Origin of the sequence: Chenggangzhangella methanolivorans (genome assembly GCF_019797865.1) — a bacterium.
Taxonomy (GTDB): Bacteria; Pseudomonadota; Alphaproteobacteria; order Rhizobiales; family Methylopilaceae; genus Methylopila; species Methylopila methanolivorans.
The window spans coordinates 4,030,213-4,056,466 of sequence record NZ_CP081869.1 but is presented as its reverse complement, the minus strand read 5'-3'; the positions used below and the strand labels follow the sequence as shown (position 1 = coordinate 4,056,466).

Here is a 26,254-nt window from a genome sequence, read left to right as displayed (position 1 = left end):
AAGAGCATGTCCATCAACTCCACGCTTCTCCAGCAAGCCGTCGGGATTCTGCTCTTCTTCGCCGTCTGGCAGATGGTGCGGACGCTTGGATATCTTGTCCTGCTTCCGAGCCCGGCAGAGGTCGCCGTCGCCATTCCCTCGTTCATCCAGCAGGAAGGCTACTGGATGAGCTGGGTGAGCAGCGCGCGCCGCGTGTTCCTCGGCTTCGGGATCGCCGCCGCTCTCGCCGTGCCGCTCGGAATCTGGATGGGCACATCCACGCGCGCCCGACAGTCGGTGTTCCCCATCCTCGAAATCGTCCGGCCGATCCCGCCGGTCGCCTGGCTGCCGCTGGCGATTCTTTTCTGGCCGTCGTCCGAGATGACGATGGTCTATCTGACCTTCATCGGTGCCTTCTTTCCGATCTTCATCAACGTCCTCGCGGGCATCGACAATGTCGACATTCGCTACATCCAAGCGGCGCGATCGCTCGGCGCCTCGCGCGGCGCCATGTTCTGGAAGATCCTCGTGCCGGCCACCCTGCCGTCGCTGTTCACGGGACTGACAATCGCAATCGCGATCACCTGGGAAGTCGTCATCGCAGCGGAGATGGCTTCCGGGAGCGACGGCCTCGGCTATCTGACCTGGAACTCGTACATGAGCCAGTCGATGGTCGGCATCATCATCGGGATGATCAGCATCGGCGTCGCAGGCCTGCTGTCGAGCGTGGCGATGAACCTGATCGGGCGCACCGCAGCGCCTTGGACCCGGCGTTGAGGGGGAGCGCACCGATGACCACTCGTGAAAACCGACTCAGCGTTCTCCGGCTCAACTCTTTCATGAGCCAGGCGCCCCGACCCATGCTCGACGAGATCTCGTTCTACGCTCGCGAGGAGACCTTCGCCGCCCACGATTTCATTTTCGCCAAGGGCGACCAGGCGGCGGATTTCTACATCCTGATCGACGGGCGTGTCGGCCATCCGGAAGTCCGGCTCAACGATCATAACCTGTCCATCACGCAAGAGACCGCGACGCCCGGACAGCTGTTCGGTTACGCCGCGGCCGTCCAGGGCGCGGCCCGCGTGATCTCCGCGCGTTGCGAGACCGAAACCAAGGTCCTCGCCATCGATGGCGGCCGCTTCCAGGAGAGCTGCCGACGGAACGGAGCGTCGGGCGAGGCGCTGATCCGCGAGCTCGCCAGGATCTATGCGAGCTACGAGTTCAGGACCACAGGGCAGTCGGGCTGGATCTCGATCCGCAACGCCTCGAAGGTCTATTCTCCGGGCCCGAACGCAGTCGTCGCTCTGGACAACTGCTCGATCGAAATCCGCCCCGGCGAGTTCTGCGCCATCGTGGGTCCGTCCGGCTGCGGAAAGTCGACCCTCCTCAACGCGATCGCCGGCTTCGACGAACTTTCCGACGGCGTCGTCTATCTCGACGGCGAATGGATCAACCGACCGGGATCGGCTCCCAAGCCCGGACCGGACCGCATCGTGGTCTTCCAGAACGGAGCGCTGTTTCCGTGGGCCACGATCCGGGAGAATCTCATCCGGGGGCCGCTGCTGCGCGGCCAGGAAAACGAGGCGAGCGTCACGAAGCGCGCCGAAGCTCTGCTCGCCCGCGTCGGCCTGTCGGACGTAATGGATCTTTATCCCGGGATGATCTCTTCGGGCATGTGCCGGCGAGTGGAGATTATCCGCGCGATCCTCACAATCCGAGGGTCATCCTGCTCGACGAACCGTTCCGCGTCCTCGACGCGCTGGCCAAGACCGTCACGCAGAACGCTCTTCTCGAGCTCTACGACATGTCGAAGAAGACCGTGCTCTTCATCACCCACGATCTCGAGGAGGCGATCTATCTCGCCGACCGCGTTCTGGTGATGTCCTCCCGTCCTGGGCGGATCAAGCAGACCATTTTCGTCGACCTTCCTCGCCCGCGCGACATCAAGATGCTCGGCACCCCCGAGTTCCTGCGCCGGAAGGAAGAGGCGATCGAGGCCGTGCACGAGGAGGCCGTCAAAGCCTTCACGGCCGGCGAACGTGAATTCGCGTGAGGGAGGCGACAGTGGCTCGAAGCGGAACGTCAATCAGCGCCGAACTCGACGGCGTCGGCAAGGTCTACTCCCGCCGGCGAGGCCGAGGTGGTGCTGCGCGACTGCTCCTTCACGTTGGAGCCCAACAAGCTGACCGTCCTGATCGGACCGTCGGGTGCCGGAAAGAGCACCATCGTCAAAATGCTCGCCGGACATGAGAAGCCGAGTCTCGGGTCCGTGAAGGTCAATGGAGCGGAGGTTCGCGGGCCCGGTCCTGACCGCATGCTCGTGTTCCAGGAGACTGCGCTTTTTCCCTGGATGTCTCTGACAGAGAACGTCGCGTTCGGGCCCCTGCAGGCCGGACAACCGGCGAACGAGGCGCGGAGCGAGGCGAACGCGCTGCTGAAGAAGGTCGGACTGGGTGGCTTCGAGGATCGATATCCGAACCAGCTCTCGGGCGGCATGCAGAGGCGCGCCGAGGTCGCGCGCTCCCTCATCAACAAGCCCGACCTGCTGCTTCTGGACGAACCTTTCCGCGGCCTGGACCACATGTCTCGTGGACTGATGCAGGAATACTTCGGTCAACTGTTCGAAGAGCATCGCACCACGACACTGTTCGTCACCTCCGAAGTCGACGAGGCGATCTTCCTCGCCGACCAGATCATCGTGCTCAGCTACAAGCCGACCTGCGTGAAGGAGATCATCGACGTGCCGATCGCGCGTCCGCGTGACGTGCATCTCTTCACATCGGCCGAATACGGCGTGCTGAAGGAGCGCGTTCTCGATTTGCTCTACGAGGAGGCCGTGAAGGGCTTCGCCGTGGGAGCGATCGGGGCCAAGGACATGGAACGCGCCGGGGCTGTCGGAGTCTAGTTATGGATGACAAAGTCATCACGGCGGGTGGTCCTTCCGCACCCCAGCTGGGTGCGGGTGGATCGTCGAACGCACTGCGAAGCGCGCTGAGGGACCGTCGGTTTTTCTGGTCGCTTGAGTATATCCCCTCGAGCCAGAAAGTCCTGAGGGACGATTTCACCAAGCTCGACGAATTGGCCTCTGCGGTCAGCCTTATGCCAACCCTGACCGGCTTTTCAGTCACCGACCGGGTGATTTCCGATCACGACCCGGATCCGCTTGCGGCCGCGGGCCACCTTCTGGCGAAGACCGGCAAGCAGCCGCTTGTGCATTTTTCCGGCAAGGGCCGAGAGACGCATCATCTCGACGACACGCTGCGCCGGATGCAGGGGAACGGCCTTGAGAACATCCTGATGCTGACAGGCGACCGTCTGCATGAGGAGCCTGTGGGCTCTCGCCCCCGTTATCTCGAGTCCGTTCCCGGCATTGCGATGGCGAAAGCCTTCAACCCCAACATCTTCGTCGCGGGGGCGCTCAACCCGTTCAAATACCGCGAAGAAGACGGGATGGCTCAGTACCTAAAGCTGGGCAAGAAAATCAACGCCGGATGCGATATGATCATTACCCAGGTCGGGTATATCATCAAGCATGAAGAGGCGATGTACTGGATCGAGGGAAGAAAATACAACACGCCGATCGTCGCCAATCTAATGCCAATGACGGCGGCGAGAGCTCGATATATTCGCGCCAATCAGCTTGCCGGCGTGACCGTCACGGATTCATTCCTGGCGTTGCTGGAGGCCGACGAAGCCCTGACCTCAGACAGGGGCGTGGCGAGATCGATGAGGCGTCTTGCGCTCCAGATCCTGGGCGTGCGCTACCTCGGCTATGCAGGGGTCCAGCTTACCGGATCCATTCGCTCGCCAAGGTCAAGGAGCTTCAGGCAATCGTCCGCGAATGCGCCGAGATTTGCCCAGACCGGATCACCTGGCGACGAGCCTGGGAGGAGGCGTGCACGCTTCCTAGCAGCGACCGCGCGTCTCTCGCCCCTCGGGACACCCCTTGGTATCTGCTTAAAGGTACGACCCAGTTCGCGTCCGGGAAGGCGCGAGCGAAGTACCACGTGATGAAGTTCGTCCACGACTGGGCGTTCGAGCGAGGACCCGTGTCACGACTGTTCGGGACCGCGGTCCGCGCGATCGGTCGGCGGACGCCTGTAGGCAAGTTCACAGAGCGCGTCGAGCGCGCGATTAAGAACCCGATTTTCGGCTGTGAAACCTGCGGCATGTGTCGGCTTGCCGCCACTCAGTATGTGTGCCCTGAGACATGCCCGAAGGGCCTGGCGAACGGTCCGTGCGGAGGCACTGCGAAGAACCTCTGTGAATTCCGCGATCGCGAATGCATTCACAGCGCGAAGTACCCGCATCGCGAAGTCCGCGGGGCGTCTCGACGAACTCGAACGCCTGATCATCCCCGCCGTGCCTGCCGAGTTGCGCCACACCTCGTCCTGGCCGCCGCATTTCAGGGGTCAGGGCCCGGCCATCAAGGTCGCCCGGGACGGAAGGCTGTTCCCGCTTAACGCCCGAAGCGCCGTCGACGACGGCGATCAATCGACTGGTTCAAACCCGGCGCTCACATCCTAGCGCCTCAACGCATCTGATCGACGATGTCTGGCACTGACATGCACCCTGCCGCTCCATGCGCTGGAGCGGCGACGACCCGTTGCGCCCGAACGCCTGCCCATACGCTGGGGAGGTCGGCATGACGATCACGTCCGGATGGTGGCGTCGGGTAACGCTACGCACAATGCAGGCGGATCTCGTCGCCGGGCTGCTGGGCGCGCTGCTCGTGCTGCCACAGGGCATCGCGTTCGCGACGCTTGCTGGCCTGCCCCCCCAGTACGGGCTTTACAGCGCGATCGTGCCGACGATCGTCGCCGCCGTGTTCGGGTCGAGCTCTCATGTCGTGTCCGGCCCGACCAACGCGAATTCCCTCGCGATGTTCGCCGCCGTCAGCCCGCTCGCCATGGCCGGCAGCCCGGACTACATCGCGCTCGCCCTTGCGGTGACGATCATGGTCGGGATCATCCAGTTCGCCGTGGGCGCCCTTAAGCTCGGCAGCCTGACAGATTTCCTTTCGCCGGCCGTTCTGCTCGGCTTCACGAGCGGAGCGGCGGCGTTGATCGCGTGTTACGCGCTGCCCGATATGCTCGGCCTGCCGTCGGCCAGCGGTCACGGGCCAGGAGCTGCGCTTGTCGGCGTCGTAGAGAACTGGCGCTCGATCAACTGGTCGGCGACGAGCGTAGGCTTGGCCACCCTTGTCGTCGCTGTCGGACTGCGCGCGATCTCACGGAAAATCCCCTTCATGCTGATCGGGCTGCTCGTGGGCTGGGCATTGTCGGAGGCGCTGAACCTCCGCATCGGCGGAGAAGCGGTTTCGGTGATCGGCGCCATACCGACGGCGATCCGTCCTTCGCCATCCCCGAGCCGCCCTTCCAGGACTTGACCCGCCTTGCATCAGTCGCCGCGGCGCTTGCGGTCATCGCGCTCGGGCAGTCGGTGTCGATCGCAAAGGCGGTCGCTGCGCGTTCCGGAGAACGCATAGACGTCAATCGCGAGTTCGTTGGCCAAGGCCTATCGAACATGTTCGGAGGCCTGTCTTCCTCTTACCTGTCTTGCGGTTCGCTCAACCGCTCCCTTCCTAACTTCGAGGCAGGCGCTCAGACGCCGGCCGCCGCGATCTTCGCAGCGGCCGCGCTGATGGGCCTTGTCGCAGTCGCCGCCCCCCTTGCGGCAACTTCCGACAGCCGCCATCGCCGGACTCCTGATCTACACGGCGTGGAGCCTCCTCGACTTTTCTCGCTTCGTCGAACTCGCCCGTCTCAACCGGGTCGACTTCGCGATCGCCGCGACGACATTCTGCGCCATGGCGGTTCTGCCGTTCCACATCGCCATCATGCTCGGCGCAGGCATGTCTCTCGCGGCTTATTTGCAGCGAACCTCACGGCCCCACTTCCGAATCCTGACGCCGGACCCATCAGACGCCTCGCGGCGCTTTACGCCGCTCGATGAATTCGAACAGGCGCCCGCCGAATGTCCGCAGCTCAAGATGTTGAGGATCGAGGGCGCCACCTATTACGGCGCGACACAATTCGTCGGCGACAAGTTACACCAACTTAGGCTGCGGTCGCCCGATCAGAAGCATCTACTGGTGATGGCGAGAAGCATGAACTTCGTCGACCTGGCGGGCGCAGAACTGTGGAGGCAGGAAGCCGCCCGCCGGCGCGCCATCGGGGGCGATATCTACTTTCACCGTCCGAGAGCGCCAGTGCTCGAGCTTTGGACCAGGACCGGCTTTCTAAAGTGGATGGGCGCCGACCACATCTTTTACTCGAAGACACAGGCCATCTCCAAAATCTACCAGCGCCTCGACCCGAAGATCTGCGAGACCTGCAAGATCCGCGCGTTCATGGAATGCGGCTCGGCGCATTTGTCCCAAGAGGTGGCGGCGAACGCTGGCTCGTGAAACGCGTGTCAGGGTCGACGCCCGAGCAACGGCGAGAGGCTAACATCCATGATCGCTAGAGTTTCCTCCAGCGCCTCGACAGGGACCGCCAGAACCGGCCGACGCACCGCCAGCCCGCGCAGTGTGTCCGTGATCTTCGGAGAAGAAGCCGCGAAACCGTCTTGCCGCAGCGACGCGTTCCTCACGCGCTTCCTGAGCATGCACCCTAGGGAGATCGAGCTCTCTCTGGGGAGGATGCAGCGCTTGCTCGCCGATCTTGGTCATCCCGAAAGGCGCCTCCCCCCCACCGTGCAGGTGGCCGGGACCAACGGAAAGGGTTCGACGACAGCGTTTCTGAGAGCGATCCTGGAAGCCCGAGGATTGGCCGTTCACGCCTACACCTCTCCCCATCTGCTTCGGTTTCACGAGCGCATCCGGCTTGGAGGCAAAGGCGGCGGCGAGTTCGTCAGCGAGCGCCAGCTCGCGAAAACCTTTGAAGAAGTCGAGCGCATCAATGACGGGCGACCGATAACCTTTTTCGAGATCACGACCGCGGCCGCTCTACTCCTCTTTTCGAGGTTCCCGCCGACGTGCTCCTGCTTGAGGTCGGACTTGGCGGGCGATGCGACGCGACGAACGTCATTCCGTCCGCGAAGGCGAGCGTCATCACCTCGGTCAGCCTCGATCATCGGGAGTTTCTCGGGAACGATGTCGGCTCGATCGCAAGCGAGAAGGCCGGCATTCTGAAAGCCGGAACGCCCGCTTTCATCGCCCATCAGCAACCGGACGCGCTAACCACGATCGAACGGGCGGCCGCCCAGGTCGGCACCAGGCTTCACGTCGCTGGTCGGGACTGGCTCGCCTACGAGGCGCGCGACGCGTTCATATTTGAAGACAGGACAGGACGGCTAACCTTGCCGCTTCCCAGCCTGATCGGCGCGCATCAGATCGAAAACGCCGGCTGCGCCATAGCGGTCGCCAGGGCATGCGCGGACTGGGCTCTTGAGGTTCGGCACATAGAAGCCGGACTGCTGCGCGCGAAATGGCCGGCGCGGATGCAATCGCTTCAGAACGGACGAATCGCAGAGATCGCTCCGATGGACGCCGAAATCTGGCTCGATGGCGGACACAACCCCGACGGAGGCCGAGCGATCGCATTGACGCTCGACCAACTCCAGCAAGCCTCCCGCCGTCCGCTCGTACTCATCTCTGGCATGATGCGGACCAAAGACTCCGACGGATTTCTCGAAGCGTTCGCCCGCCATGCACCCGCGGTTATCGCCGTTCCAGTGAGGGCGGTCGCCAGCCAGCGCGCAAGTGAAGTCGTGCTTTCCGCTCGCAGGGCAGGCTACGTCGCTGAAGCGACGGGATCGATCGCGGACGCACTGCATTTGATTGCAAAACGTAGTTGGCTGGACCGGCCAAGAATTCTAATCACCGGGTCGCTTCACCTTGCTGGCGAGGCGTTGGCGCTCGATGGAAGCGACGTTTCTTAATTGGTCGCCGCCTCATCGCGCTGATGCGCTCTGGAATAATGGCCGAAGCTTCGTTTTCGTGTCTCCGGGGCTGCCGACAGCGGACTTCCTGAACGTCGGCTAATGGGATGGACCGGCTGCTTCCCTCGGCGGGTTAGCCTTCAAGGCTGTTGCCCGCGAAGACCTGGAGAAGCAGCCCATGCAAACGACCCGCGAAACCACAACGCCCGCGCTGACATCCGTCGGAATCGATATCGGCAAGGACGTCTTTCACGTCGTGGGTTTTGGCCCCGACGGGAAGATCGCGTTCCGGAAGAAGATCCGACGGCTTGCCCTCGTCGAGACGTTCAGGGCGCTTCCGCCCTGCATCGTCGGAATGGAGGCCTGTCTGAGCGCGCACTTTGTCAGCCGGACGCTGCGTGAGCTCGGCCATGAGCCTCGGATCATTCCGGCGATCTACGTGAAGCCCTTCGTGAAGGGCCAGAAGAATGACTACAACGACGCAGAGGCGATTGCTGAGGCGGCATTGCGGCCGAACCTAAACCTGGTTCGGGAGAAGACGCAGGATCAGCTCGATCTCCAATCCTGTCATCGAGTGCGCTCGCGGCTGGTGTCCCGCCGCACCGCGACCATCAACCAGATCCGCGCCTTCCTGATCGAACAGGGCATCGCGGTCAGGACAGGTTCGCGCTCGCTGCGCAACTCGCTGTTCGAGATCTTGAGGAACAGGGAGAGCGAGATCTCGCCGCGCATGCACGACCTGATCGTTTGGGCTTTATGAGGACTGGCTCTGGTTGGACGAACGCATCGAGACCATCACCCGTGAGATCGAGCAGATCAGCCAGACCGAAGAGAACTGCCGTCGGTTGATGAGCGTGCCGGGTGTCGGGCCGCTCATCTCCACCGGCGTGGTCGCCGCGATCGGAACGGGCGAAGCCTTCGAACGCGGACGCGATTTCGGCGCCTGGCTCGGCCTTGTGCCGCGGCAGTACAGCACTGGCGGGAGGTCGATCCTCGGGCGCATCTCGAAACGCGGCAGCCGCTATCTGAGAACGCTGTTCATCCAGGCTGCGAACGTCATCCTCATGCGGCCGCAGAACTGGGAGCGGTTCAGCTTCGGATCGTGGCTGAAGGAAGCGGCGACGCGCCTTCACCGCAACAAGCTGGCGACGGCGCTGGCCAACAAGCTCGCCCGCATCGCCTGGAGCGTTCTACGTCATGACAGGGCGTTCGACGCTCACCCTGTTGAGGCTACGGCGATCTGAAGCCGTACCTCGTTAAGTTCGCGACCGAGAACTGCATGGAACGGATCGATCAACGCGCTCGGAGTCTGATGACCCTTAGGGTCGCTTGGCGACCTGTCCGCTAATGAGACCAAATGCGCGTGCGTATTCCCATCAAGGCCACGGCCCGCGAGCCGATCAAACAGGCCGGATACATATCAGCGACTTCCGCACCAGCACGCCTCAGTTGCGAACAGCAGCCGGTCCATACATATGGGTCAGGTCGGAACAGTTTCTTCGAGCCGACAAGCGCCGGATGGACCTTGGCTCGTTGCCGCTGAGCGGACGCTTCTACGTCACACCGCATGCCGCTTGGCAAAAATCGGAGATTGACTAAGTTGACCAAGTTGACACGATTTCGCAATCACCCGATCTGATATGGGTGAGGAGAACCGCTTTGGTCGCTAACAGAAAACCTACCCGGATAAGGCTTCGCGAGGATGATCGCGTTCACCAGTACCGCGTTCCGCTCGACCGCATCCGCTCGCTCGCAGCCGATCTTTCTGACGGCGATGAACTCACTGTCTTGTCAAAGAACGTCGTATCAGGCCTTCAGGTGCGTTCGTACAAGCGCGTCTGGCTCGAAGACCGTGACGAGGCCTCGGCGCTCGTTCCAGAGCCCGCGGTGAGCGGCCGGGACGAATCGGCGTCGGCTTCTCCTTTCGAGCCCGGTGCGCGAGCGCGCGCAATTCTTCGTGGCCTCGATCACGCGTTGAACGACCTAGCGGAATCAGGCGGCGCCTTCAGCCTCGCCGAAGTCCAGAAGGTGCTCGGCGGCTTAAGCCGCCAGTCGGTTGACAAGAAGGTCAAAGAAGGCGGCCTGCTCGCGGTTCCCGGCCCTGGCAACCGACGCCGATATCCAACCGTCCAATTCGACGCGAACGGTGAGGTGGTTGGAGGGCTGAAAGAGGTTCAGGCCGCGCTGCCGACCCGTAACGCATGGGCTATCCTGAATTTTTTGATCAATCCTCAGGACGGGCTCGGCGGAGAAACCCCGATCTCGGCGTTGCAGGCCGGTAAGGTCGACTCCGTCGTGGCGGCTGCGCGACGCGTTGGCCAACAGGGCGCGTGAGCCGAAGACCCACTCCGCGCCCCAACCCGCCGGCGGACCTCGCGCGACGGTCTCCGCTGCTGATCACGCTTCCGGCTGGCGCACGGGTCTCCAGGTTCTTCACGGCTGGATACGACCCGATCTATTTCGACACCGGCCTTGATGGCCGTCTCAATGCGCCGGACGGGTCCTATGGCGTCTTGTACGCCGCCGAAACGGCATCGGGCGCATTCGCGGAAACGTTCTTGCGCCAGCCTGGGCGCCGCCTAATTCCGCCGGACCTTCTAACGAGCAAGGCGTATGCGGAGCTCGAGTTCACCCGCCCTACGACGTTCGTTCAACTTCAAGGACCGGGACTGGCGGTGCTCGGCGCAACCGCCGAGGTGACGCACGCGGGAGAGAATTACGATCTGTCCCAGGCGTGGTCGGCAAAGCTGCAGGCGCATCCCGTCAACGCTGACGGCATCGCATACAGGTCTCGGCATGACGACGGGCAGACATGCTTCGCCGTCTTTGATCGCGCACTTCCTGCCGTCCGTGAGGCGAGCAGGATCGTGTATCTCGACACAGACTGGTTCTGGGAAGTTGCCGATCCCTACGAGGTCGGCCTCGCGCCTGCCTGATCGAGATAGACCACAGAGCGCCGACTAGCGCTCGAGCAGCCGGCTTGCGCGTTCGATGCGAGCCTTCAACCCGTCCTGAAAACCCGGATCCCGCCGCAGCGTCTCGATGTGATTCGAAATCGCGGCCCTGATGACATCCGACACCGGCAAATCCTTGACGGTGGCGACGGTCTCGAGAGCTTCCGCTTGCTCGGCGGACAAGCGGATCGTCATGGCTTTCGCGGGCTTCATAGCTGAAAACTGAGGACTTTTGCGGTGGTTGTCAAGAGGTCTGGTATCGTGGTATCACGGTGTCAGTTAACGGAGGTTTCATATGCCTAGCAACGATCCTCATTCGGGATCCGGCGGAAAGCCGGACCCCAAGCCCGATCCCAAGCCGAAGTTCCAGATCAAGATCGACCGCACCGTGTATGAGGTTCGAGAGGAAACCCTCTCTGCCGAGAGGCTCCGGACCTTGCCCGATCCGGACATCGGACCTGACCGCGACCTCTTTCAGGTCGTTCCCGGCGGGTCGGATCTCAAGATTACGGCGGACGCCATCGTGACCATGGCGCATGGTCTGCGGTTCTTCACCGCGCCGGCCCAGATCAATCCTGGTTAAGCGGAGGCACCACGATGTTGCCGAAGAACGACGCCGAATTTTTGGCGGAGCGCTTTCCTGCTCACCAGGTCCAGATGGAAGGCGGCGCCCTCTGCGTCGTAATCCCGAACTTCCCGATGCCGGGCGGTTTGAATGTTTCGGCGGCGGATCTCCTGCTTCGGCTTATGCCGGGATATCCCGACCTCGCTCCGGACATGTGGTGGTTCGATCCCATGTCAGCCGGAGCAACGGTTCGATCATCGCCGCGACCGAGGCGCGTGAACACCATCTCGGCCGCCTGTGGCAGAGATGGAGCCGCCATCTCGACCCCGGACAGTGGCGCGCTGGGATCGACTGCGTCGAGAGTTACCTCGCGATCGTCAGGCGGGAGTTGGCCGCGGCCGCACGGTTGGCGGCCGTGTCATGATGGCGACCCTCGTCGTCCGCAACGAGCTTGCAGGCGAACTCGCTCGTGTTGCGGGAGAGCCGCTCGAGACAGCTGGAGTGCTTCTCGCTCGCGTTGTGGAGCAGTCCGGCGAGATCCGGCTGCTCGGCCAGCGCGTCATTTGGGCTCCGGATACCGCATATGTCGATCGGCAGTCCGATGGCATGGGACTGACGTCCGAAGGGTACATTCCAGCGTTGGGCGCGGCCGACGCGGAGGGGCTGTTGCCGATCTGGCTACATACTCATCCCGGCGAGGCTGCGGCCCCTACGCCCAGTCGCCGCGACGCGGTCGTGGATCGCCTGATCGGCGACCTTTTCCGCACTCGCGCCGACGTGGCTTGGTATGCCTCCATGATCGTCTCGCCGCGACCGGGGGGCTACAGTTTCACCGGCCGACTTGATCCTGAGTACGGCGCCGATCGCGATTTCGCGGTGTTGGGAGGTCGGCGACGGCTGGAAGTTCACCCAGGCCTTCGATGCGCCCGAAGCTGCTGTCCCGCCTATTTTCGATCGAAGCGTCCGCGCCTTCGGGGCTGACATACAGGCGACGCTCGGCGCGCTGACAGTCGGCGTCGTGGGAGTTGGCGGGACCGGCTCGGCCGTTTGCGAGCAATTGGTCCGTCTCGGCGTTCGCCGTCTGGCGCTGTTCGACAACGACGTGCTCAGCGACAGCAACGTGACACGGGTCTACGGCTCGACGCCAGCCGATGTCGGCCGCCCAAAGGTCGACGTCGCGAGAGACCATCTGCTTCGGATCGCGCCGGAGCTGGTCTGCTCCATCCGGCAGGCGATGATCACCAATCAACGGGTCGCGCGCGAGCTTGCGGCCTGTGACGTCGTATTCGGCTGTACGGACGACAATGCGGGCCGCTTGGTGCTGTCGAGGCTTTCGACTTACCTGATGACGCCGGTCATCGACGTGGGCGTGCTGATCAGCTCCGACGCCGACGGCATGCTGACCGGCATCGATGGTCGCATTACGCTGCTGGTGCCGGGATCGGCCTGCCTGATCTGTCGCGACCGCATCGACCTTCGCCGAGCCGCGGCCGAGCAGATGACTCCAGAGGAGCGTCAACGTCTTGCCGGCGAAGGGTACGCGCCGGCTTTGGGGGGCGTCGAGCCGGCTGTCGTTACATTCACGACAGCCGTGGCGTCGGCGGCGGTGACCGAGTTGCTCGAGCGCCTCATCGGGTTCGGCCCCGATCCCCGACCAAGCGAAATACTGTTGCGGTGGCACGACCGCGAAATCTCAGTCAACGCCGCCGCGCCCCGCCCGGGTCACTACTGCAATCCTTCATCTGGCAAAGTTGGGTTCGGCTCGGCTGATCCCTTCCTCGAACATGTCTGGCCCGACGCATGAGCATCCGGTGGTGGGACTGGCTCCCGTTTCAGCCGTGGCGGCAGGTCGACGTGGTCGAGGCGGCTGATGAGGTCCCCGAAACGATGCCGGCACGCGGGGTCGTGCTTGTCGGCCGTGCCGACGCGCCGAAGTGGGCGGTCTTTGATTGTCCCTGCGGTCGCCAACACCGCATCATGCTCAATCTCGACGACTCTCGAAAACCCTTCTGGCGCGTTGCGGTTGCGGAGCGCTGGCACTACACCATCGTACCGAGCGTCGACGCCCAGACGCGGGGGCGGCGCTGTCACTATCATGTGCGCAACGGCCGGACGGCGTGGGCGGCGGATAGCGATCGATGACGTCACCCAGAAAGCCAACTTCAAGTCGTGACGGGGGGCGACGGACCAGAACTGCGTCCCAGAGCAAGAAAGCGCGTTCAAAAGGCAAGACCTCGCCGAGCAGTCCGTCGCTTAAGGCGCCTCCGGAATCATCGGAAAGGCCGGAAGCTGGATCGAAAACCGCCCGGCGTGACAAGACACCGACGCAACGCGCCGCCTCGAAGCCGGATCCGCAAACAGACCCTGAAGTGGTCGAGACCGCGCCTGCGCCGCGACACTATGTGAAGACGCCGTTGTTCGAAGCCTTTGAGGCGGCGCGATATCATCGCAGGGCGCAGATCGAGGCGATTGAAGGGGAGACCGGCCGACGGTTGCTCTGCTACATCAGCGGCGACAAGCGGGAGATCGAGCGCGACGACATTCTTGGTCTCGTCGACCTGCTGCACAACATCGTTCAAGGCCAAAGCATCGATCTGATGCTGCACACCTCGGGCGGCGACATCGACGCCGCGGACAAGTTCATCCATTTCATTTTTGACAGCATCGGGCCGACGGGAAATCTTCGGGTGATTATTCCTGACTACGCAAAAAGCGCTGGGACCCTCATCGCACTTGGGGCCAACGAACTGCTCATGAGCGACAGCTCAGAGCTCGGACAAATCGACCCGCAGGTGATGCTGAAGAGTCAGACGGGCGCACTGATGCCAATGTCGGTCACCGCCTATCTGGCGGCGTTTTATGAGTATTCCGACAAGCTTGCCAAGGATCGGGCCGATGTCGTCTCGTTAGAAATGTTACGACAGTTCGACCCCTTCGTCGTTCGTAAATTCCAGGGGCAAGAAAGCCGGGCGCGCACGATCGCCCAAAAGCTGCTCCTCCGGAACAACAATACAAACGCCACCAAAGTCGCCGACGAGCTTCTGACCGAAAAGAAATGGAAGTCGCACGGCGAACGCATCAGCGTGGAGGAGGCTAGAGACTATCTCAATCTCCCCGTCACGTATGTCCCGCGGACAGCCCCCCTCTGGGACAAGGTATGGCGTCTCTATTGTCTGCAGCGGCTCGTCGTCCGGACCGACAAGAAGCTGTTCGAGTCAGTGTTCGTCTCTCAGACGTTTGAGCCCTAGCCGCGAGTTGGCCAGTCGATCAGCGCTGCAGCCCCCTAAACGTCATCGTCGCTTGCGGAGAATGAGCCAATGAGAATCTTCGATCAGATCGCTGGCTGCCAAGCGAATTATGGACGTTGTGAACGTCGTCAAAGGGTCATCCGCGGTCAAAGGCGTGCAGTCGCCGTGCGCCAAGATAAGTCGTTCGAGACGGAATTTCATATTTCTAGTAAATTAGACGAAGAACAAAATCATAATAGAGCATAATCTGGTATCACGGCATGGCATCCCTTGGGGCACACGTCTGCGCGAAAACCGCCATTAGAGGAGTTCCGTAGTGCCAGGCGTCTTCGACAACCGGTGTGCAGGCGATCTGGAAGGTTCGATCCGCGAACCGAGCTGTCTCGACAGCTTCGTGCCGAACCGCCGCCAATGGTTCCTGAGGAATAGAGCGGGCATACTGCTCCACTGCATCGACAAAGCGGGTTGCCACAGCGGCCACCGAGTCATGTTCATCAGGCCGCGGCGAGAGGCAAATAGGGCGCGACTGGGCGGTCATTAGACGCGCCTCGCGCATTTCGGAACGGGCGATTGCGTCCCGTGGTTCTCGGAAGAGCACTGAAGTCACGTCGATGCAGCGAGCGCCCCGGCCGTCGGAGAGCACGCACGCGCGCTGCACGGTGCCGTGCAGCAAACCGGTATCGGGATGGCGCCTTATCGATGGCGAGACATAAGGCTGAATCAGCGTCAGAGCCTCGGGCAAGTCGCCGGCCAGCGAGGCGGCTGCCAACGCTTTAAGGCCACGCTTAAGTGAGGCGGCATCCCCCTCGATCCCGGCCATACGAGCATAGTCAACTAAGCCGTTCGCTCCGCATAGGGCGACGCCAAATCCGCGTCGGCCTTGGGCCGGCTTCACTACCCACAGCCCAGAATTGTTCGCGCTGGTCCGCTGAGTATTTTCAACCCACTCGCCGGCGTCGCGCAGGAACCCGAACGCTGCTGTCGATGCGGAATAGGAGGCTCCGTGATCGACGAGGCTGGCTTCGTCAGCGGCCGCAAGGAAGAGCTTGTTCGTCGCGAGCAGTTGGAGCGCGAGCGGATTGACAAGCCGCGAAGCGGCAGGAAACGCAAATGCGCGCCAGTCCCAAGTATAGGGCCAGACGACTGCCGTTCCGGGGCTCCAGTCGTTCATCGTCTGGGATTTTGGGCCATGAGCAACGAGAGTGCGTCGCTCGGGCACCCAGTCAAAAATGAGCGTTTCGTACAAAATGCCGATGCGCCGCGCGAGCTTCGCCACACGCTCTTCAGCGTCTAGCGCGAACGTTCGGCCGACGGGCATATAGGCATCGCGCGCGCGCCCGATGCCAGCTGACGATCTGTCGACGCGTAGAATCGTTTCAAGCGAGATCTGCTCGCGCAGTACCGGGGACCGGCGCAGAACGGGTGCGAGCACCCGTCCTGCGCCGGCCTCGGCAAGTGCCGAGAGGACTTCTACTTCGATGCGAGAATCACCGAACTTGGCCTCGGCTGCGGAAAGCCCGCTGCGGCTCCCATTGAAGTCGACGACAATCGGAGACACTCGTCCCGACCCTACGGACGGGATGATGACATCCAGAGCGTAAACGCGCGGAGCCGCGAATGAGTTAAGCTCGCCCACGCCTGAACTGTTGATGCTGGAGCAGATCGCTCCTACTCGCACGCTACGCGAAGCTTCGAGCGCGGCGAAACCTGCAGATCGCCGAGCTCAACGACCGTTAGGTCGATTTCCCCGGACAGGAGCTTATCGAGGCGCTCTTCTAGCTTCTGGACCTTCTCGTCCAGCGTTTCTTTGCCGGTCGCTTCATTTGGCGTGTTTGACGTGCCCATTTGCTCTCCCTCCACCAGGTTGGCTTTTAGGCCGCGGCAACCTGGTAAAGCCGCGGTTCTCGCAAAAGAGTGTCTCGGACGGTCGGAACGCCGACGATAGCGGCTCGGCGAGCGCTAGACGCGTCGACGCGAGACGACAAGCGCTTTGCGTCGCCCGAAGCGCGCCAACGCTCGTAAGCGAGAAACTCGCTTCCAGCCTCGGTAACAGCGTCTACTGCTTCCGCAAATGCATCCTTGACCTGTTCCGCCGGTAAGCTTCTCGCTACGCCGACGCGATCCGTAAAGCCGAGAAGGACAGGCTTCATGCAGCGGGCCGAACAGATCTCGAGGATCGTTAAAGGAAACGCTTCGATCAGATCCGACCCGTAGCGGGCCAAAGCGTTTGCGGGTGCCCGCCCTGTCGCCGCGGCTGCCGCAAAGTAGGTTGAAAACACTGACGGGTGCCGGGCGATCAAGCCCCAAACTTCGTCACAATCGTCGCCGACGGTCGCCCGCAACGTGTCAGCGTAGGGTGCCTCGAAATTAGTATGCAATGCATATCCTGCTTCGCGGGCGAGGGGCGTTCCAGGTACGATACGCACCAGATGAGGCGGACGCTTCCCGGATCGACTGCGGAGGCACGAGCGGCTTGAGCCAGCGACAACTCTAGATCGTGCATAGTATCGCGAAGGAGATCGATGAGGAAATAGAACGTCGGGGCGATGCCTGCCTCCACATTCCATAGCGCGAGCTCGGCGATGTCGGGATAGCGGACCGCTCGCTTCGACAGGCGAGCTAGCGCCTCTGGGCTCCCCGTATCGACTCCATAAAGCAAGCCGACGCAGCCCGAACGTCCCAGGCAGGAGAGCAGCGCGGGGTTGACTAGGTCCGCGCGGGTCATCGCCGTCCAAGCAAAATCCGATCCGACATCGCCTAGCGCGGAGAGGAGCGGTTCGAGCTGCCGGGCGCTGCGCGTAAAGGTGTCATCGACAAGATGCACTGTGTTGAAGCCCGCCTGCCGCCAAGCCGCGATCTCTGCCATCACGGTTGCAACTGGCTTTCGGGCGCTACCGCGCCCGAACACGGCAGGGATGGAGCAGTACGAGCAGTCGAACGGGCAGCCACGCCCAGTCTCGACTAGACCCGCTGGGTGTGGGCTCAACGCCCAGTAGCGCGACAACTCCGGAAGCTTGTGGAGCGCGGGCGGCAGTAGGAAGCTGTCATCCCCAAGAATTTCTCGTTCGGCCGATCGGCCCAACACGTCGTCGACCGATAGGCAAGCACGGATCTCGTCCTGCGCGAGACCGGCATGGTGGCCGCCGAATGATCTTCGCGCGGGGAGCGGCACGCTTGAGTCGGGTCGCGATCGCAGCTGCTATCGGAAGGTTGAAGCATTGGACAGAGAAGGCATAGATATCGTAACTGCTTGCTAGAAGACGTTCCGTCGCGGCGGCTAGGAGATCTGGCCCAACTGGAAGCGCGCCCTCCCCAAGCTCTAGGGCAAGGTCGAGCACATCGACCTGTGATCCCCAACGACGCCTCTCGAGGGCAGCCGCGACCTGCGCTAGACCAAGCGGCGGTGCTAAGTAAGTTGCGGCGCCGATGCTCGTTGGCGGGTTTACTAGCGCAATCCGGCCACTCCACATCACGCGACCTCGATACAAAGGTCGACCAGCGCCGCCGATCCGTCTCGGGCCTCGGTTACGAGCACGCCAAGGCGCACGAGGTGATCCAGTGAGGCGAGAAGGCGATCACGGGACTTGGCCGAAAGAGCGCCCCAGATTTGTTCGTCTAAAGTCGCATGGACGAGAGCCTGCTCGTCTCCCTAACGGCAGGACGTGAAGCCGGTCGGGCGTGGCAAAAATGAGCGCGGCCTGCGCTGGCGAGAACCCCTCGATGGTTTCGCGCGACTCGAACAATCGCGCGCCGTCTGCGAGCTGGAGTCGCGCGGGCTTCACCGTAGTGCCCGCACCCGATTGAATGGGCGGTCCTTCGCTAACGAGGCGGAGGACTTTTTCGAACCGATACGCCTCTCCGAGAGGACCGTCACTCTGCAGCTCTTCGCGTCCAAAATCCTCGATGAACCGCTCGAACGCATTCCAGATGTCATGATCGCGCTGGCCGGCCAAATTGCCGGCGCGACACACTGTCAGCCAACCGTCTCGCCATGCTCGAAACAGGCCGAGATGAGTGAGCCCGGCAAGCTCCGCGAGGCGGCCAAAGCTTCGCTGATAAATCTCGAGAAGCTTGCAATAAGTCAGTGAAATGTCGATGCAAAGGTCTAAGTCACCATGGTCGGGAACAACGGCTTGGAAGGATTGAAAAATGTCGGGATGCTCTTGGATCAGCATCTCATCTTCGGCGAGGCGCTGGCCTGACAGGAACTCAATGCCTTGAGAAAAAGCAGTCGGAGCGTTCGACCCGTGGTACGCAAAACGGTGCTCGACGCGAGCGGCCAAGGCCGTGCCCGGGAGAGGGCTCATCAACTGAATAAAGGCGTTAACGGAACCTAAGCGGACGAAGGCGTGGGCAAGCGCCATAGTCGCGTCGAGGTCTCCCAATGTCTCCTCGGGCGTACCAACCACCATGGACAGCGAGGGAAAAATGCCTGCCTCGACAGTCCACCCCACGCGTTCCACGATAGCCTTAGGATGAGAGACCTTCGCGCGCTTATTCATCCTAGCTAGCGTCTCGGGGGAGCCTGACTCGACTCCATAGAGGAGCATGCGGCAGCCTGCGCGTGCCATCTTTTCGAGCAGTGGCCGATCTACTTGATCGAGCCGACAGCGACATTGCCAGGTAATGCCGAGATCGACTTCAATCAGCGCATCGCAAAGGCTTTCGACGAAGTCGCGCCGGGCGGTGAATAGGTCGTGGACGAAATATGCTTCGTAAGGTCCGTATTTTTGCCTGTAGTCGGCTAGCTCGGCCACAAGCGAGGGGACGCCACGATACCGGACTTTTGTTCCGTTCAGCAGCGTCGTCTGACAGAATTCGCAGGAGAATGCACAGCCGCGCCCGCTGTCGACCAAGATCGTAGGTTGTCGACTATGGAAGAAATATTCGGAAAGGGGGGCAACAAGGTGAAGCGCAGGTTGGAGCAGCTCGTCCAACTCTCTGATCCGCCTTGCCGGAACCGCGCTGGAGCTGATGTTCTCGGTCCGTCTGGCGAAAAGTCCCGGAATCCAAGCGGTGTCCAAGCCGTCTTGCAAGGCCGCAATCAGCGCGGGCAGAGACAGCCAGCCTCGCCGGCTAGCACAAAGTCTATCTCTGGAAATGATCGCAGATAACGGTCAGCAATGAACGAAACGTCGTGACCTCCGAAGATCACGGGAATGTCTTGGCGTTCCTTCTTGATTAGGCGAGCAATATTTACCGCCCCGGGGCTCGTGGTGCATTGAGTGCTAAAACTGAGTGCAGAACGAACAGGAGAAGTGCGGAGAATGCGTTCGGAGCACGTGTCGGTAAAGGGTGCAGTCTGCTTGAAGTGCTCCAGATTTGAGTTCGAATATCTGGTCGTGGATCTCGACGACATGCCCCTCTTTCTCGAGGTAGCTTGCCAAGTAAAGAAGGCCTAGGGGTGGGGCCAGATAGTAGGCCGAGCGATCTCGTTTGTCATCGAATGGAGGGTAGACGAGAGCGACGCGCCACCCTCTGCGCGGGTCACACGTAGCAACTGCTTCACGACTAGAAGCGCCGCTCTCGAGCATCCCCGCCTCCAGGTCCTCGCTCTTCCACTCAACTTTGGCTTGCATTCTTGACATCGTCAATAGGGATCGGCGTCAGTTCAAGCAGTCGACCGGTCGACCGGTCCTGCATCCGCGACGACGCGCGCGGCCGGTTCTTCAACGTGGTCGACCTAGTCAACAAGCTCGAGGCAGAAGGCCGTTCAGGCCGCCAGGGCCGCATGGCCGACTACCTCGGCCGCCTTGACTTCGTGGTCCTAGACGAGCTCGGCTACCTGCCGTTCGCGCAGTCCGGCGGCCAGCTCTTGTTCCATCTGATCAGCCGCCTCTACGAGCAGACCTCGATCATCATCACCACCAACCTCGCCTTCGGCGAATGGCCGAGCGTGTTCGGCGACGCCAAGATGACTACAGCGCTGCTCGACCGGCTCACCCACCACAGCGACATCGTCGAGACCGGCAACGAGAGCTGGCGCTTCAAGACCCGCGCCTGAGCTCCGTCCCCGAACCCAGCCCACTGGACGTCGATCTCGCCGGCGCTGCGCAACCCCGACCAGCTCCGCGCCGGCGGGGATCGACACCGCTCACCAAGCTCCAAGGGGGGCAACATTGGACGCCGAGAAGGGGTCAAAGTTCAGCGCCGATTGACAGTTGAGCGCCAAGCTCGGCAGACTTGGCAAGCTTGCCAGCGAGCAGCGACGGCGCGCCGGAATCGACCACTTCAGGATCGGCGCCGCTTCGCCATTGGCTCCAGCGGCTAGCGGTCGCCTGCGGGTCGGTGTCGACGATCAGCGTCACGAATTCGGCGGAAGCCGCTGAGGCCAGGTTCACAGCGAGGTCGTTTTTCCGGCGCCGCCCTTCTGGCTAACGATTGCGATCGTGTGCATTTGGACCTCCTAACCCGTCCACGTGTGGACCCTCGGGCGGAGGCATTTGACGCCGCTGCTGCGGCTAAGATCGATGGGGAGGTCTACCCCCCAAATCGCCGCCTCGGTTCGGGGTATGGGCAGGTACGCGCAAAACGCGTGCTGACGGCTCGTCAATCGAAGAACGCTGTTGTCAGGGCTGTATCGCACAGGTCAATTAACGTCAGGGTTGCAAGGCTCGGGGAGGAGCGAATGACCGATTGGATGTATCAGGCGCCTGGTGGCCTGAAGGACTTCCGCAATCCTTGGAACTGGCATTCCAACATGGTTGGCCAGGCTCAGGACATCATTTCGATCCTTCTGCAAACGGCCGTGCCGGATCCCTCGAGCCTGAGCGAAGCCGAACTTGCCGCCGCGATTGCCTCGCTGGCCTATGTCGATCCGAGCGCCACGGCTGTTCCGGCGGGTGCCGAGACTATCCCCGTGCAGGCTTGGAATGGCTTCCCGCGCGCCGTTAGCGCCGCGTGCCTTGGGACGAATATCCGCCAAAAGATGGGGACGCCGACGGCATCTATCGGGCTGTCGAACACTTGGGTGACGAAGATCACCGGGCCGGCGTTTTCGTTGACCGGCACGGCCATGTGCTGCACCTGCCGGTGCGAGACCGGCAAGATGAGTACCTTGAGTGGGCCGCTCGATGGACGCCCGATCAAAAGATGACGAAGATCGCTTTTGTCGCCGAGGGCTACGACTACTTCCAAGAGCTATTTCCGCTCAGACGAAGTCCGCGTCGTCGAAATCTACAGAGAGTTCACCGAAACGCCCTCGATCAGCGCCGATGACCTGCGCGCGAGGGATGGCGTGTACCGTCGCTACACGGGCAATCAGTTTGCGCCCTGGAGCCCCGCGGCCTCAGGGGAAACGGAGACAGTCGCGGAGCCGGGCGGGCTCAATCCACGCAATCGTTTCAACATCAATCCCGGCATCGTCCACCTATCCCACCGCGCCAATTCCCTTGGGGCTGAGGTGAATCTGGCGGGGGTATCCGGGATCGCCCGCAAGAAGGTCGACGGCACAACTCTGGACGGTGCCGATCCTGAGAAATTGCTTTGCTGTAATGCTGGCGGGAACCCGAACCGCAACAGCGATCCCCTGATCTCGGCCCAAGCCTATGCGCAGGTGCTGGCGGGATATCGCTACACGCTCGCCAATCCCGTCGGCCTCTATATCGCGGGCGTGGCGGATGGCTTGCTGCTGCCCGACAACAAGACGCCGGTGCCGAAGGAGTGGTGGCGCGAGGTCAGGGGCGAAGGATTCGGTACAACAGCGCCTCGCACTTTGAGGCTTGAGCTTGAGATTCCATCGACCGAGAAATTGACCATCAGCGACCTCCTGATCGGCGGAGATCCCGTGAAGTATCCGGGACAGATCGCCGAACTTTTGTCCGTCCACCTGTTTGTCACCCGGTGGAAGCGCGCCGATGCATCAATTGGACCGGTGGTCGGGTGCGAGAAAACCTGTTGCCAAAAACACGGCACTGAACAAAAGGCCCTCACCAACGGCGAGTGTCCCGAGGGATACGATTCACTCTATACGGATCTCCTCCCGGATCCCGCCGAACCGGCTCCTGTCGCGGCGCCGGTCCCCAAGGCCGCGCTTCTTTCGCTTGCGATGAGTGCGCCATTTCGGGTGCGGGTTCACAAGCGATGAACGCTAGGGCGCTCGAGCTGGGCGAGATCCAAGGGAACGTCATTGCCGGGTTTAATACCGACATCCAAGTCCTGATCGCTTTGACGAATCCGACGCCTGCCTCTTTCGAGGCGGCGGCCAGGTGGATTTCGCAACGGGCCGACGACGTCACTGTTGTTAGCGAAGTGCGCGCAGGGAGATCGGCGATCCAGGCCTCCGGATCCAAAGTGACTTGGCTCGGGCTCGCGGTTGGAGGTCGGCTCCTCCAGTGGATGCAGGTCACCATTAACGACAATGCTTTCAAAGGCGGGATGGTGAAGCGGGCCCCGTCGATCCTGAACGACGCGACCGACCCACAGGCTTGGAAAGTTGGTAGCCCGAGCGCGCCTGTCGACGTGTTTCTGATCGTGGCCTCCAACGACGAAAGCGCCGCTGTGCAAGCGCTCAGGCTGCCGGTCTCGAGGTGAGCTACCGGGAGACGCTTCGTCGCCTAGATGACCATGAGCACTTTGGCTTTCGCGATGGGATCTCTCAGCCCGGAGTGATCGGTTATGACACGATAGGCGAGATTCAACCGGGATCGGTTGTCTTCGGCTACCCCCAGGCGCCTGGCGGCCCGCCCTTTCTCCCAGTCAACGACCCGCGTGGCGTGACCGACAATGGATCGTTGCTCGTCTTCCGTCGACTGCAGCAGAATGTCGGCGCCTTTCGCAAGTTCTGCTCCGACCAGGCCGCTGTGCTCGCCCAAGCCTGGCCGGGCATATCACCTTCAATCGTCGGGGCGTATTTGGTCGGCCGGTGGCCATCCGGTGTCCCGGTGGCGGGGCAGGCGGCGGACCCAGGCACTCAAACCCCCGACAACACTTTCGATTTTCTCGCTGACCAAGCCGGCTCAGTCTGTCCGCTTGGCGCGCACATCCGAAAGGTGAACCCGCGCAAGGGGCCTAAGGATGTGCTGCAGATCCCGAGAATCTTGCGGCGTGGCGTCCCCTTCGGACGCCCGTTCGACGAAGCGCCTGGCGATCCGGAGCGTGGGCTGGCGTTCCTCGCCTACCAGTCGTCAATCCGAGAGAAGTTCGAGTTCCTCACTCAGCAATGGATGAATAGCGACCTCAACCCAGGGCGCGGAAGTGATCTGCTTGTCGGTCGCGGAGTTGGGGTCAGGACGATGGCAGTGTCGGGTCCTCATGGCGATGTTACTTTCACTGCCCCAGTCGACCCTTGGATAACGCCCACAGGGGGCGCCTATCTGTTCGCGCCCGCACGATCGGCCCTAAGGAAGTTTGCCGATCCAGCTCCGAAGTTAGGGTTGTGGAAGGTCAGGCAGTTGCTCTCCGCGGCATTAGACGCCGTCATGTTGCGCTAGGGCAGAGACTTCAGGCCAAAGGGGCGCAAGCCGGGCCGAACGAAGATCCAATTGGGGAGCGGGGTGCTCGCCATGATCGGGGCGGTGAATGGGGACGCGGCGTAAGGCATTTCGTCTAAAGGCAAGACGAAGCGCTGAGGACTCTACGAAGACAAGGTTGCAGAACTACCGTCGGCGGAAGGCGAAGCGCATCGTCGTCTATGTCGAAGATGTCGAGCCGCAGTCGAAGAAGATGCCTGGCGATCATCGAGATGAATTTCAGAGGCAGATCCTCGACCACCTGAAGAGCGTCGGCCAGCCCACCTATGCTCGATCAATCGCTTTGAATATCGACCTCCTGACCACCTCGAGGACAGCGCCCCAGGCACACACAATCGCCAAGAACCTCCTCGACCTCTTGGCTGCTCGCTGTTCAACGGTGCCGGGAACGGTTGATAGCGTCCTCTACAAGGATGACTCCCAGATTCAGGCGCTGGCCGTAGCCTGTCGGCACGGGGAGAGCCGGCCCAGCATTCGGATCGAGGCGCGCTCACTGACAGCCATGCTCAACGACTTGGAACTGGCGCTGGAGGTGGTCCGCGAGGCCGAAATGGCTGACCCGATGATCGAGTATCAACGCGACGAGAATTCCCGCTCTATTGAGGACTTCCGCGAGCTTGTCCGTGACGAAGTTCGCTCACGCGAGCGGCTCGGTGACGAGCTTTACGACGCAATGCTCAAGATGACGCGCTGGTCAGCACAGCGCGCGCTCTTGTCGGTGAGCGAAATTGATCTCCCGGTGCTCTGTTGGCTCTATGGGCGGCCGAAAGGGCCGTTCCAGCCTGTCCCTAGTGGGACGTGGGCAGACCTTATCCAAAACTCGGGCGTCCGCCTGATGGTCGGCGAGCTCCCGGTCGCAAGCGGATCCTCGGAAGCTTTCAAACAGAGAATCGCCGCTGCTATCGCGGAATTCAAAGCCCGATGGGGCCGGCTGATAGACCCATTGGTCGTCGCCGTCGGACTGCAGGTCATCGTGAGGCCTAGCCCCTCCACGCCAACAGGTGTTCTGCACGACCTCGACAACATCGTACGCGACTACCTCCTTCCGCAGATCGTTCCGTCGTTCGGCACGGTTTCGGATCATCGATGGACCATTGACCTCGATGACCTCGCAAAGCGAGATCCGAAGCTCGCGAGCCATTGGACTGATGGCGGGATGCCGCCGAAGGGCACGAAAGCGGGCGTCACCCGGTATGAAGTCTGGAGGCTTCCCCCCGATCCGAACGGTGCGCCTGGCTTCGTTAGCGTGGCGCTGGTTGCGGATATGGACGCTGTTTCCGGCCTTTTCGAGAAATGCGATCGATCGCTTGAACAGTGGGCGGAGAAAGTCGAAGAGGCCGCGCGAGAGCGAAGTCGGCCTTGGAATCGTTGAGAACGACGTGCCATCGTGGCGGCAGGCTAAGCCGCCGCTTTGAGGACCTTTTTTGCCAGGAGCTTGGTCACCCACAGGTTCCACTTTTTCATGCCGTCCCGCTTTTCCGGCATGTAAATCCGGCGATCGTAACTCTTGGAGCTGAAGTCTTGAAGCGTGTGGTTCCGCAGCCGGTCGCGAATTTCCTTTGATACTCCGGCCTTGCCTGCGAGCGTCTTTCAGGTGCGCCGCAAATCGCGGTTGGTGACGATCGGGATCACCCCAAGATCCCGCTGTCGCCACATGAAGCTGTAAAGCGTGCCGGCCGTAACGGGCTTCGACGGGTCCATGGCTGACGGAAAGCGTAGGATTCTTTTAGTCGGTAGCGGCATTGATATCACCGTGCAGTTCAGCGAGACCGACAAGCGAACTGTGCCGATTTCTTGGAGGACCTTGCAGCCCGCGCATAACTCCGTGGACCTTTCCAGCTCAAATGGCGCGGTAACCATCGCTGCAGGAGCACGCAACTTTGCGCGATATTACCGATCCCGGCGTGTTCCGGTTTCCAAGCCATTTCGCACGCATGAGACCTGCATGATCGCTATCGTTCGACCAGAAGGAGCCACGTTCTGTGTCTTGATCAAGCTGATCAACGTCTTCAAGGACGACATCATGGCTCAATGGGAGGTTCGCAACTGCGCTTAGCCGCTTCAAGACCAGCGGGGGCCCAGATTGGGACGTGGATGGAAACGGACTTTTCGAACTTCGGCTATGGGTCATGCAACGATATTTGGCTGTTTGCT

The 26,254-nt window shown here is 61.8% G+C and carries 26 protein-coding genes and 6 pseudogenes; 25 read left to right on the top strand and 7 right to left on the bottom strand.

What is annotated here, in order from left to right:
* The first annotated feature begins 192 nt into the window (after positions 1-192).
* The 12 genes and pseudogenes from K6K41_RS21210 (at position 193) to K6K41_RS21155 (ending at position 10,799) form a co-directional block, all read left to right on the top strand.
* A complete protein-coding gene (locus K6K41_RS21210) occupies positions 193-756 on the top strand; it encodes an ABC transporter permease (RefSeq protein WP_261402153.1) in 564 nt (187 codons plus the stop codon).
* Positions 757-818: 62 nt separating this feature from the next.
* Entirely contained in the window at positions 819-1,859 is a 1,041-nt protein-coding gene (locus K6K41_RS21205) for an ATP-binding cassette domain-containing protein (RefSeq protein ID WP_261402152.1), read from the top strand.
* Positions 1,784-2,032 carry a hypothetical protein gene (locus K6K41_RS21200; protein WP_261402151.1) on the top strand — a complete coding sequence of 83 codons (249 nt, stop codon included), beginning with the start codon at positions 1,784-1,786 and terminating at the stop codon, positions 2,030-2,032. The genes K6K41_RS21205 and K6K41_RS21200 overlap by 76 nt, the downstream gene beginning before the upstream one ends.
* Before the next feature lie 87 nt (positions 2,033-2,119).
* Entirely contained in the window at positions 2,120-2,884 is a 765-nt protein-coding gene (locus K6K41_RS21195; RefSeq protein WP_261402150.1) for an ABC transporter ATP-binding protein, read from the top strand.
* Positions 2,885-2,886: 2 nt separating this feature from the next.
* Positions 2,887-3,990 carry a methylenetetrahydrofolate reductase gene (locus K6K41_RS21190; protein ID WP_261402149.1) on the top strand — a complete coding sequence of 368 codons (1,104 nt, stop codon included), beginning with the start codon at positions 2,887-2,889 and terminating at the stop codon, positions 3,988-3,990.
* Positions 3,990-4,442, top strand: a complete 453-nt coding sequence (locus tag K6K41_RS30715; RefSeq protein ID WP_428978539.1) for a methylenetetrahydrofolate reductase C-terminal domain-containing protein — start codon at positions 3,990-3,992, stop codon at positions 4,440-4,442. The genes K6K41_RS21190 and K6K41_RS30715 overlap by 1 nt, the downstream gene beginning before the upstream one ends.
* A gap of 119 nt (positions 4,443-4,561) precedes the next feature.
* Positions 4,562-5,598, top strand: a pseudogene (locus K6K41_RS21180) (SulP family inorganic anion transporter); the annotation flags it as partial.
* A 31-nt stretch (positions 5,599-5,629) separates the two neighbouring features.
* Positions 5,630-6,388, top strand: coding sequence for a SulP family inorganic anion transporter (locus K6K41_RS21175; protein WP_261402146.1), 759 nt, complete (start codon positions 5,630-5,632; stop codon positions 6,386-6,388).
* 198 nt (positions 6,389-6,586) lie between these two features.
* Positions 6,587-7,863: pseudogene (locus tag K6K41_RS21170) on the top strand (bifunctional folylpolyglutamate synthase/dihydrofolate synthase).
* 178 nt (positions 7,864-8,041) lie between these two features.
* Positions 8,042-9,107: pseudogene (locus K6K41_RS21165) on the top strand (IS110 family RNA-guided transposase).
* A gap of 415 nt (positions 9,108-9,522) precedes the next feature.
* On the top strand, positions 9,523-10,197 hold the full coding sequence (locus tag K6K41_RS21160) for a hypothetical protein (RefSeq protein ID WP_261402145.1): 675 nt from the start codon (positions 9,523-9,525) through the stop codon (positions 10,195-10,197).
* The gene (locus K6K41_RS21155; RefSeq protein WP_261402144.1) at positions 10,194-10,799 is read left to right on the top strand and encodes an RES family NAD+ phosphorylase; all 606 of its coding nucleotides are present in this window, start codon (positions 10,194-10,196) and stop codon (positions 10,797-10,799) included. Before K6K41_RS21160 ends, K6K41_RS21155 begins: the two co-directional genes overlap by 4 nt.
* 24 nt (positions 10,800-10,823) lie before the next feature.
* Here the strand turns inward: K6K41_RS21155 and K6K41_RS21150 are convergent, their stop codons facing one another.
* Positions 10,824-11,012 carry a DUF6290 family protein gene (locus K6K41_RS21150; protein ID WP_261402143.1) on the bottom strand — a complete coding sequence of 63 codons (189 nt, stop codon included), beginning with the start codon at positions 11,010-11,012 and terminating at the stop codon, positions 10,824-10,826.
* 100 nt (positions 11,013-11,112) lie between these two features.
* Between K6K41_RS21150 and K6K41_RS21145 the strand changes: the two genes are divergently transcribed.
* The 5 genes and pseudogenes from K6K41_RS21145 (at position 11,113) to K6K41_RS21130 (ending at position 14,630) form a co-directional block, all read left to right on the top strand.
* Positions 11,113-11,400 (top strand): hypothetical protein, encoded by a 288-nt coding sequence (locus K6K41_RS21145; RefSeq protein WP_261402142.1) that lies wholly within the window; start codon positions 11,113-11,115, stop codon positions 11,398-11,400.
* A 14-nt stretch (positions 11,401-11,414) separates the two neighbouring features.
* A pseudogene (locus K6K41_RS30710) lies at positions 11,415-11,806 on the top strand (E2/UBC family protein).
* A 417-nt stretch (positions 11,807-12,223) separates the two neighbouring features.
* Positions 12,224-13,186, top strand: coding sequence for a HesA/MoeB/ThiF family protein (locus tag K6K41_RS21140; protein ID WP_261402141.1), 963 nt, complete (start codon positions 12,224-12,226; stop codon positions 13,184-13,186).
* Positions 13,183-13,524: a ubiquitination-like system serine protease family protein gene (locus K6K41_RS21135; RefSeq protein WP_261402140.1), complete on the top strand. Its 342-nt coding sequence runs from the start codon at positions 13,183-13,185 to the stop codon at positions 13,522-13,524. The genes K6K41_RS21140 and K6K41_RS21135 overlap by 4 nt, the downstream gene beginning before the upstream one ends.
* Before the next feature lie 227 nt (positions 13,525-13,751).
* Entirely contained in the window at positions 13,752-14,630 is an 879-nt protein-coding gene (locus tag K6K41_RS21130) for an SDH family Clp fold serine proteinase (protein ID WP_261402139.1), read from the top strand.
* 253 nt (positions 14,631-14,883) lie between these two features.
* On the opposite strand, the gene K6K41_RS21125 is transcribed toward K6K41_RS21130, so the two are convergent.
* The 4 genes from K6K41_RS21125 to K6K41_RS21110 form a co-directional block, all read right to left on the bottom strand.
* Positions 14,884-16,266: a hypothetical protein gene (locus K6K41_RS21125; protein ID WP_261402138.1), complete on the bottom strand. Its 1,383-nt coding sequence runs from the start codon at positions 16,264-16,266 to the stop codon at positions 14,884-14,886.
* A gap of 32 nt (positions 16,267-16,298) precedes the next feature.
* Complete coding sequence (locus K6K41_RS21120) at positions 16,299-16,475, bottom strand: hypothetical protein (protein ID WP_261402137.1); 177 nt, start codon at positions 16,473-16,475, stop codon at positions 16,299-16,301.
* Between the two features lie 451 nt (positions 16,476-16,926).
* Positions 16,927-17,538, bottom strand: coding sequence for a radical SAM protein (locus K6K41_RS21115; RefSeq protein WP_261402136.1), 612 nt, complete (start codon positions 17,536-17,538; stop codon positions 16,927-16,929).
* Between the two features lie 667 nt (positions 17,539-18,205).
* Positions 18,206-19,567, bottom strand: coding sequence for a B12-binding domain-containing radical SAM protein (locus K6K41_RS21110; RefSeq protein ID WP_261402135.1), 1,362 nt, complete (start codon positions 19,565-19,567; stop codon positions 18,206-18,208).
* A gap of 695 nt (positions 19,568-20,262) precedes the next feature.
* Between K6K41_RS21110 and K6K41_RS21105 the strand changes: the two are divergent.
* Positions 20,263-20,634: pseudogene (locus K6K41_RS21105) on the top strand (ATP-binding protein); the annotation flags it as partial.
* Between the two features lie 133 nt (positions 20,635-20,767).
* Here K6K41_RS21105 and K6K41_RS21100 read toward each other — a convergent pair.
* Positions 20,768-20,938 (bottom strand): hypothetical protein, encoded by a 171-nt coding sequence (locus K6K41_RS21100; protein WP_261402134.1) that lies wholly within the window; start codon positions 20,936-20,938, stop codon positions 20,768-20,770.
* A gap of 320 nt (positions 20,939-21,258) precedes the next feature.
* Between K6K41_RS21100 and K6K41_RS21095 the strand changes: the two genes are divergently transcribed.
* The 6 genes from K6K41_RS21095 to K6K41_RS21075 all read left to right on the top strand — a co-directional run bounded on the left by K6K41_RS21095 (position 21,259) and on the right by K6K41_RS21075 (position 25,472).
* The gene (locus tag K6K41_RS21095) at positions 21,259-21,726 is read left to right on the top strand and encodes a phage tail protein (protein ID WP_261402133.1); all 468 of its coding nucleotides are present in this window, start codon (positions 21,259-21,261) and stop codon (positions 21,724-21,726) included.
* Complete coding sequence (locus K6K41_RS31050) at positions 21,648-21,848, top strand: hypothetical protein (RefSeq protein WP_487308378.1); 201 nt, start codon at positions 21,648-21,650, stop codon at positions 21,846-21,848. Before K6K41_RS21095 ends, K6K41_RS31050 begins: the two co-directional genes overlap by 79 nt.
* Positions 21,805-22,716 (top strand): hypothetical protein, encoded by a 912-nt coding sequence (locus K6K41_RS21090; protein WP_487308377.1) that lies wholly within the window; start codon positions 21,805-21,807, stop codon positions 22,714-22,716. Before K6K41_RS31050 ends, K6K41_RS21090 begins: the two co-directional genes overlap by 44 nt.
* Entirely contained in the window at positions 22,713-23,162 is a 450-nt protein-coding gene (locus K6K41_RS21085; RefSeq protein ID WP_261402131.1) for a hypothetical protein, read from the top strand. The genes K6K41_RS21090 and K6K41_RS21085 overlap by 4 nt, the downstream gene beginning before the upstream one ends.
* The gene (locus K6K41_RS21080; RefSeq protein WP_261402130.1) at positions 23,159-24,061 is read left to right on the top strand and encodes a Dyp-type peroxidase; all 903 of its coding nucleotides are present in this window, start codon (positions 23,159-23,161) and stop codon (positions 24,059-24,061) included. The genes K6K41_RS21085 and K6K41_RS21080 overlap by 4 nt, the downstream gene beginning before the upstream one ends.
* A 157-nt stretch (positions 24,062-24,218) precedes the next feature.
* Positions 24,219-25,472 (top strand): hypothetical protein, encoded by a 1,254-nt coding sequence (locus tag K6K41_RS21075; RefSeq protein ID WP_261402129.1) that lies wholly within the window; start codon positions 24,219-24,221, stop codon positions 25,470-25,472.
* Between the two features lie 26 nt (positions 25,473-25,498).
* Here the strand turns inward: K6K41_RS21075 and K6K41_RS21070 are convergent.
* A pseudogene (locus tag K6K41_RS21070) lies at positions 25,499-25,813 on the bottom strand (site-specific integrase); the annotation flags it as partial.
* Here K6K41_RS21070 and K6K41_RS21065 point away from each other — a divergent pair.
* A complete protein-coding gene (locus K6K41_RS21065; protein ID WP_261405897.1) occupies positions 25,800-26,156 on the top strand; it encodes a hypothetical protein in 357 nt (118 codons plus the stop codon). The pseudogene K6K41_RS21070 and the gene K6K41_RS21065 overlap by 14 nt on opposite strands.
* The last annotated feature ends 98 nt before the right edge of the window (positions 26,157-26,254 follow it).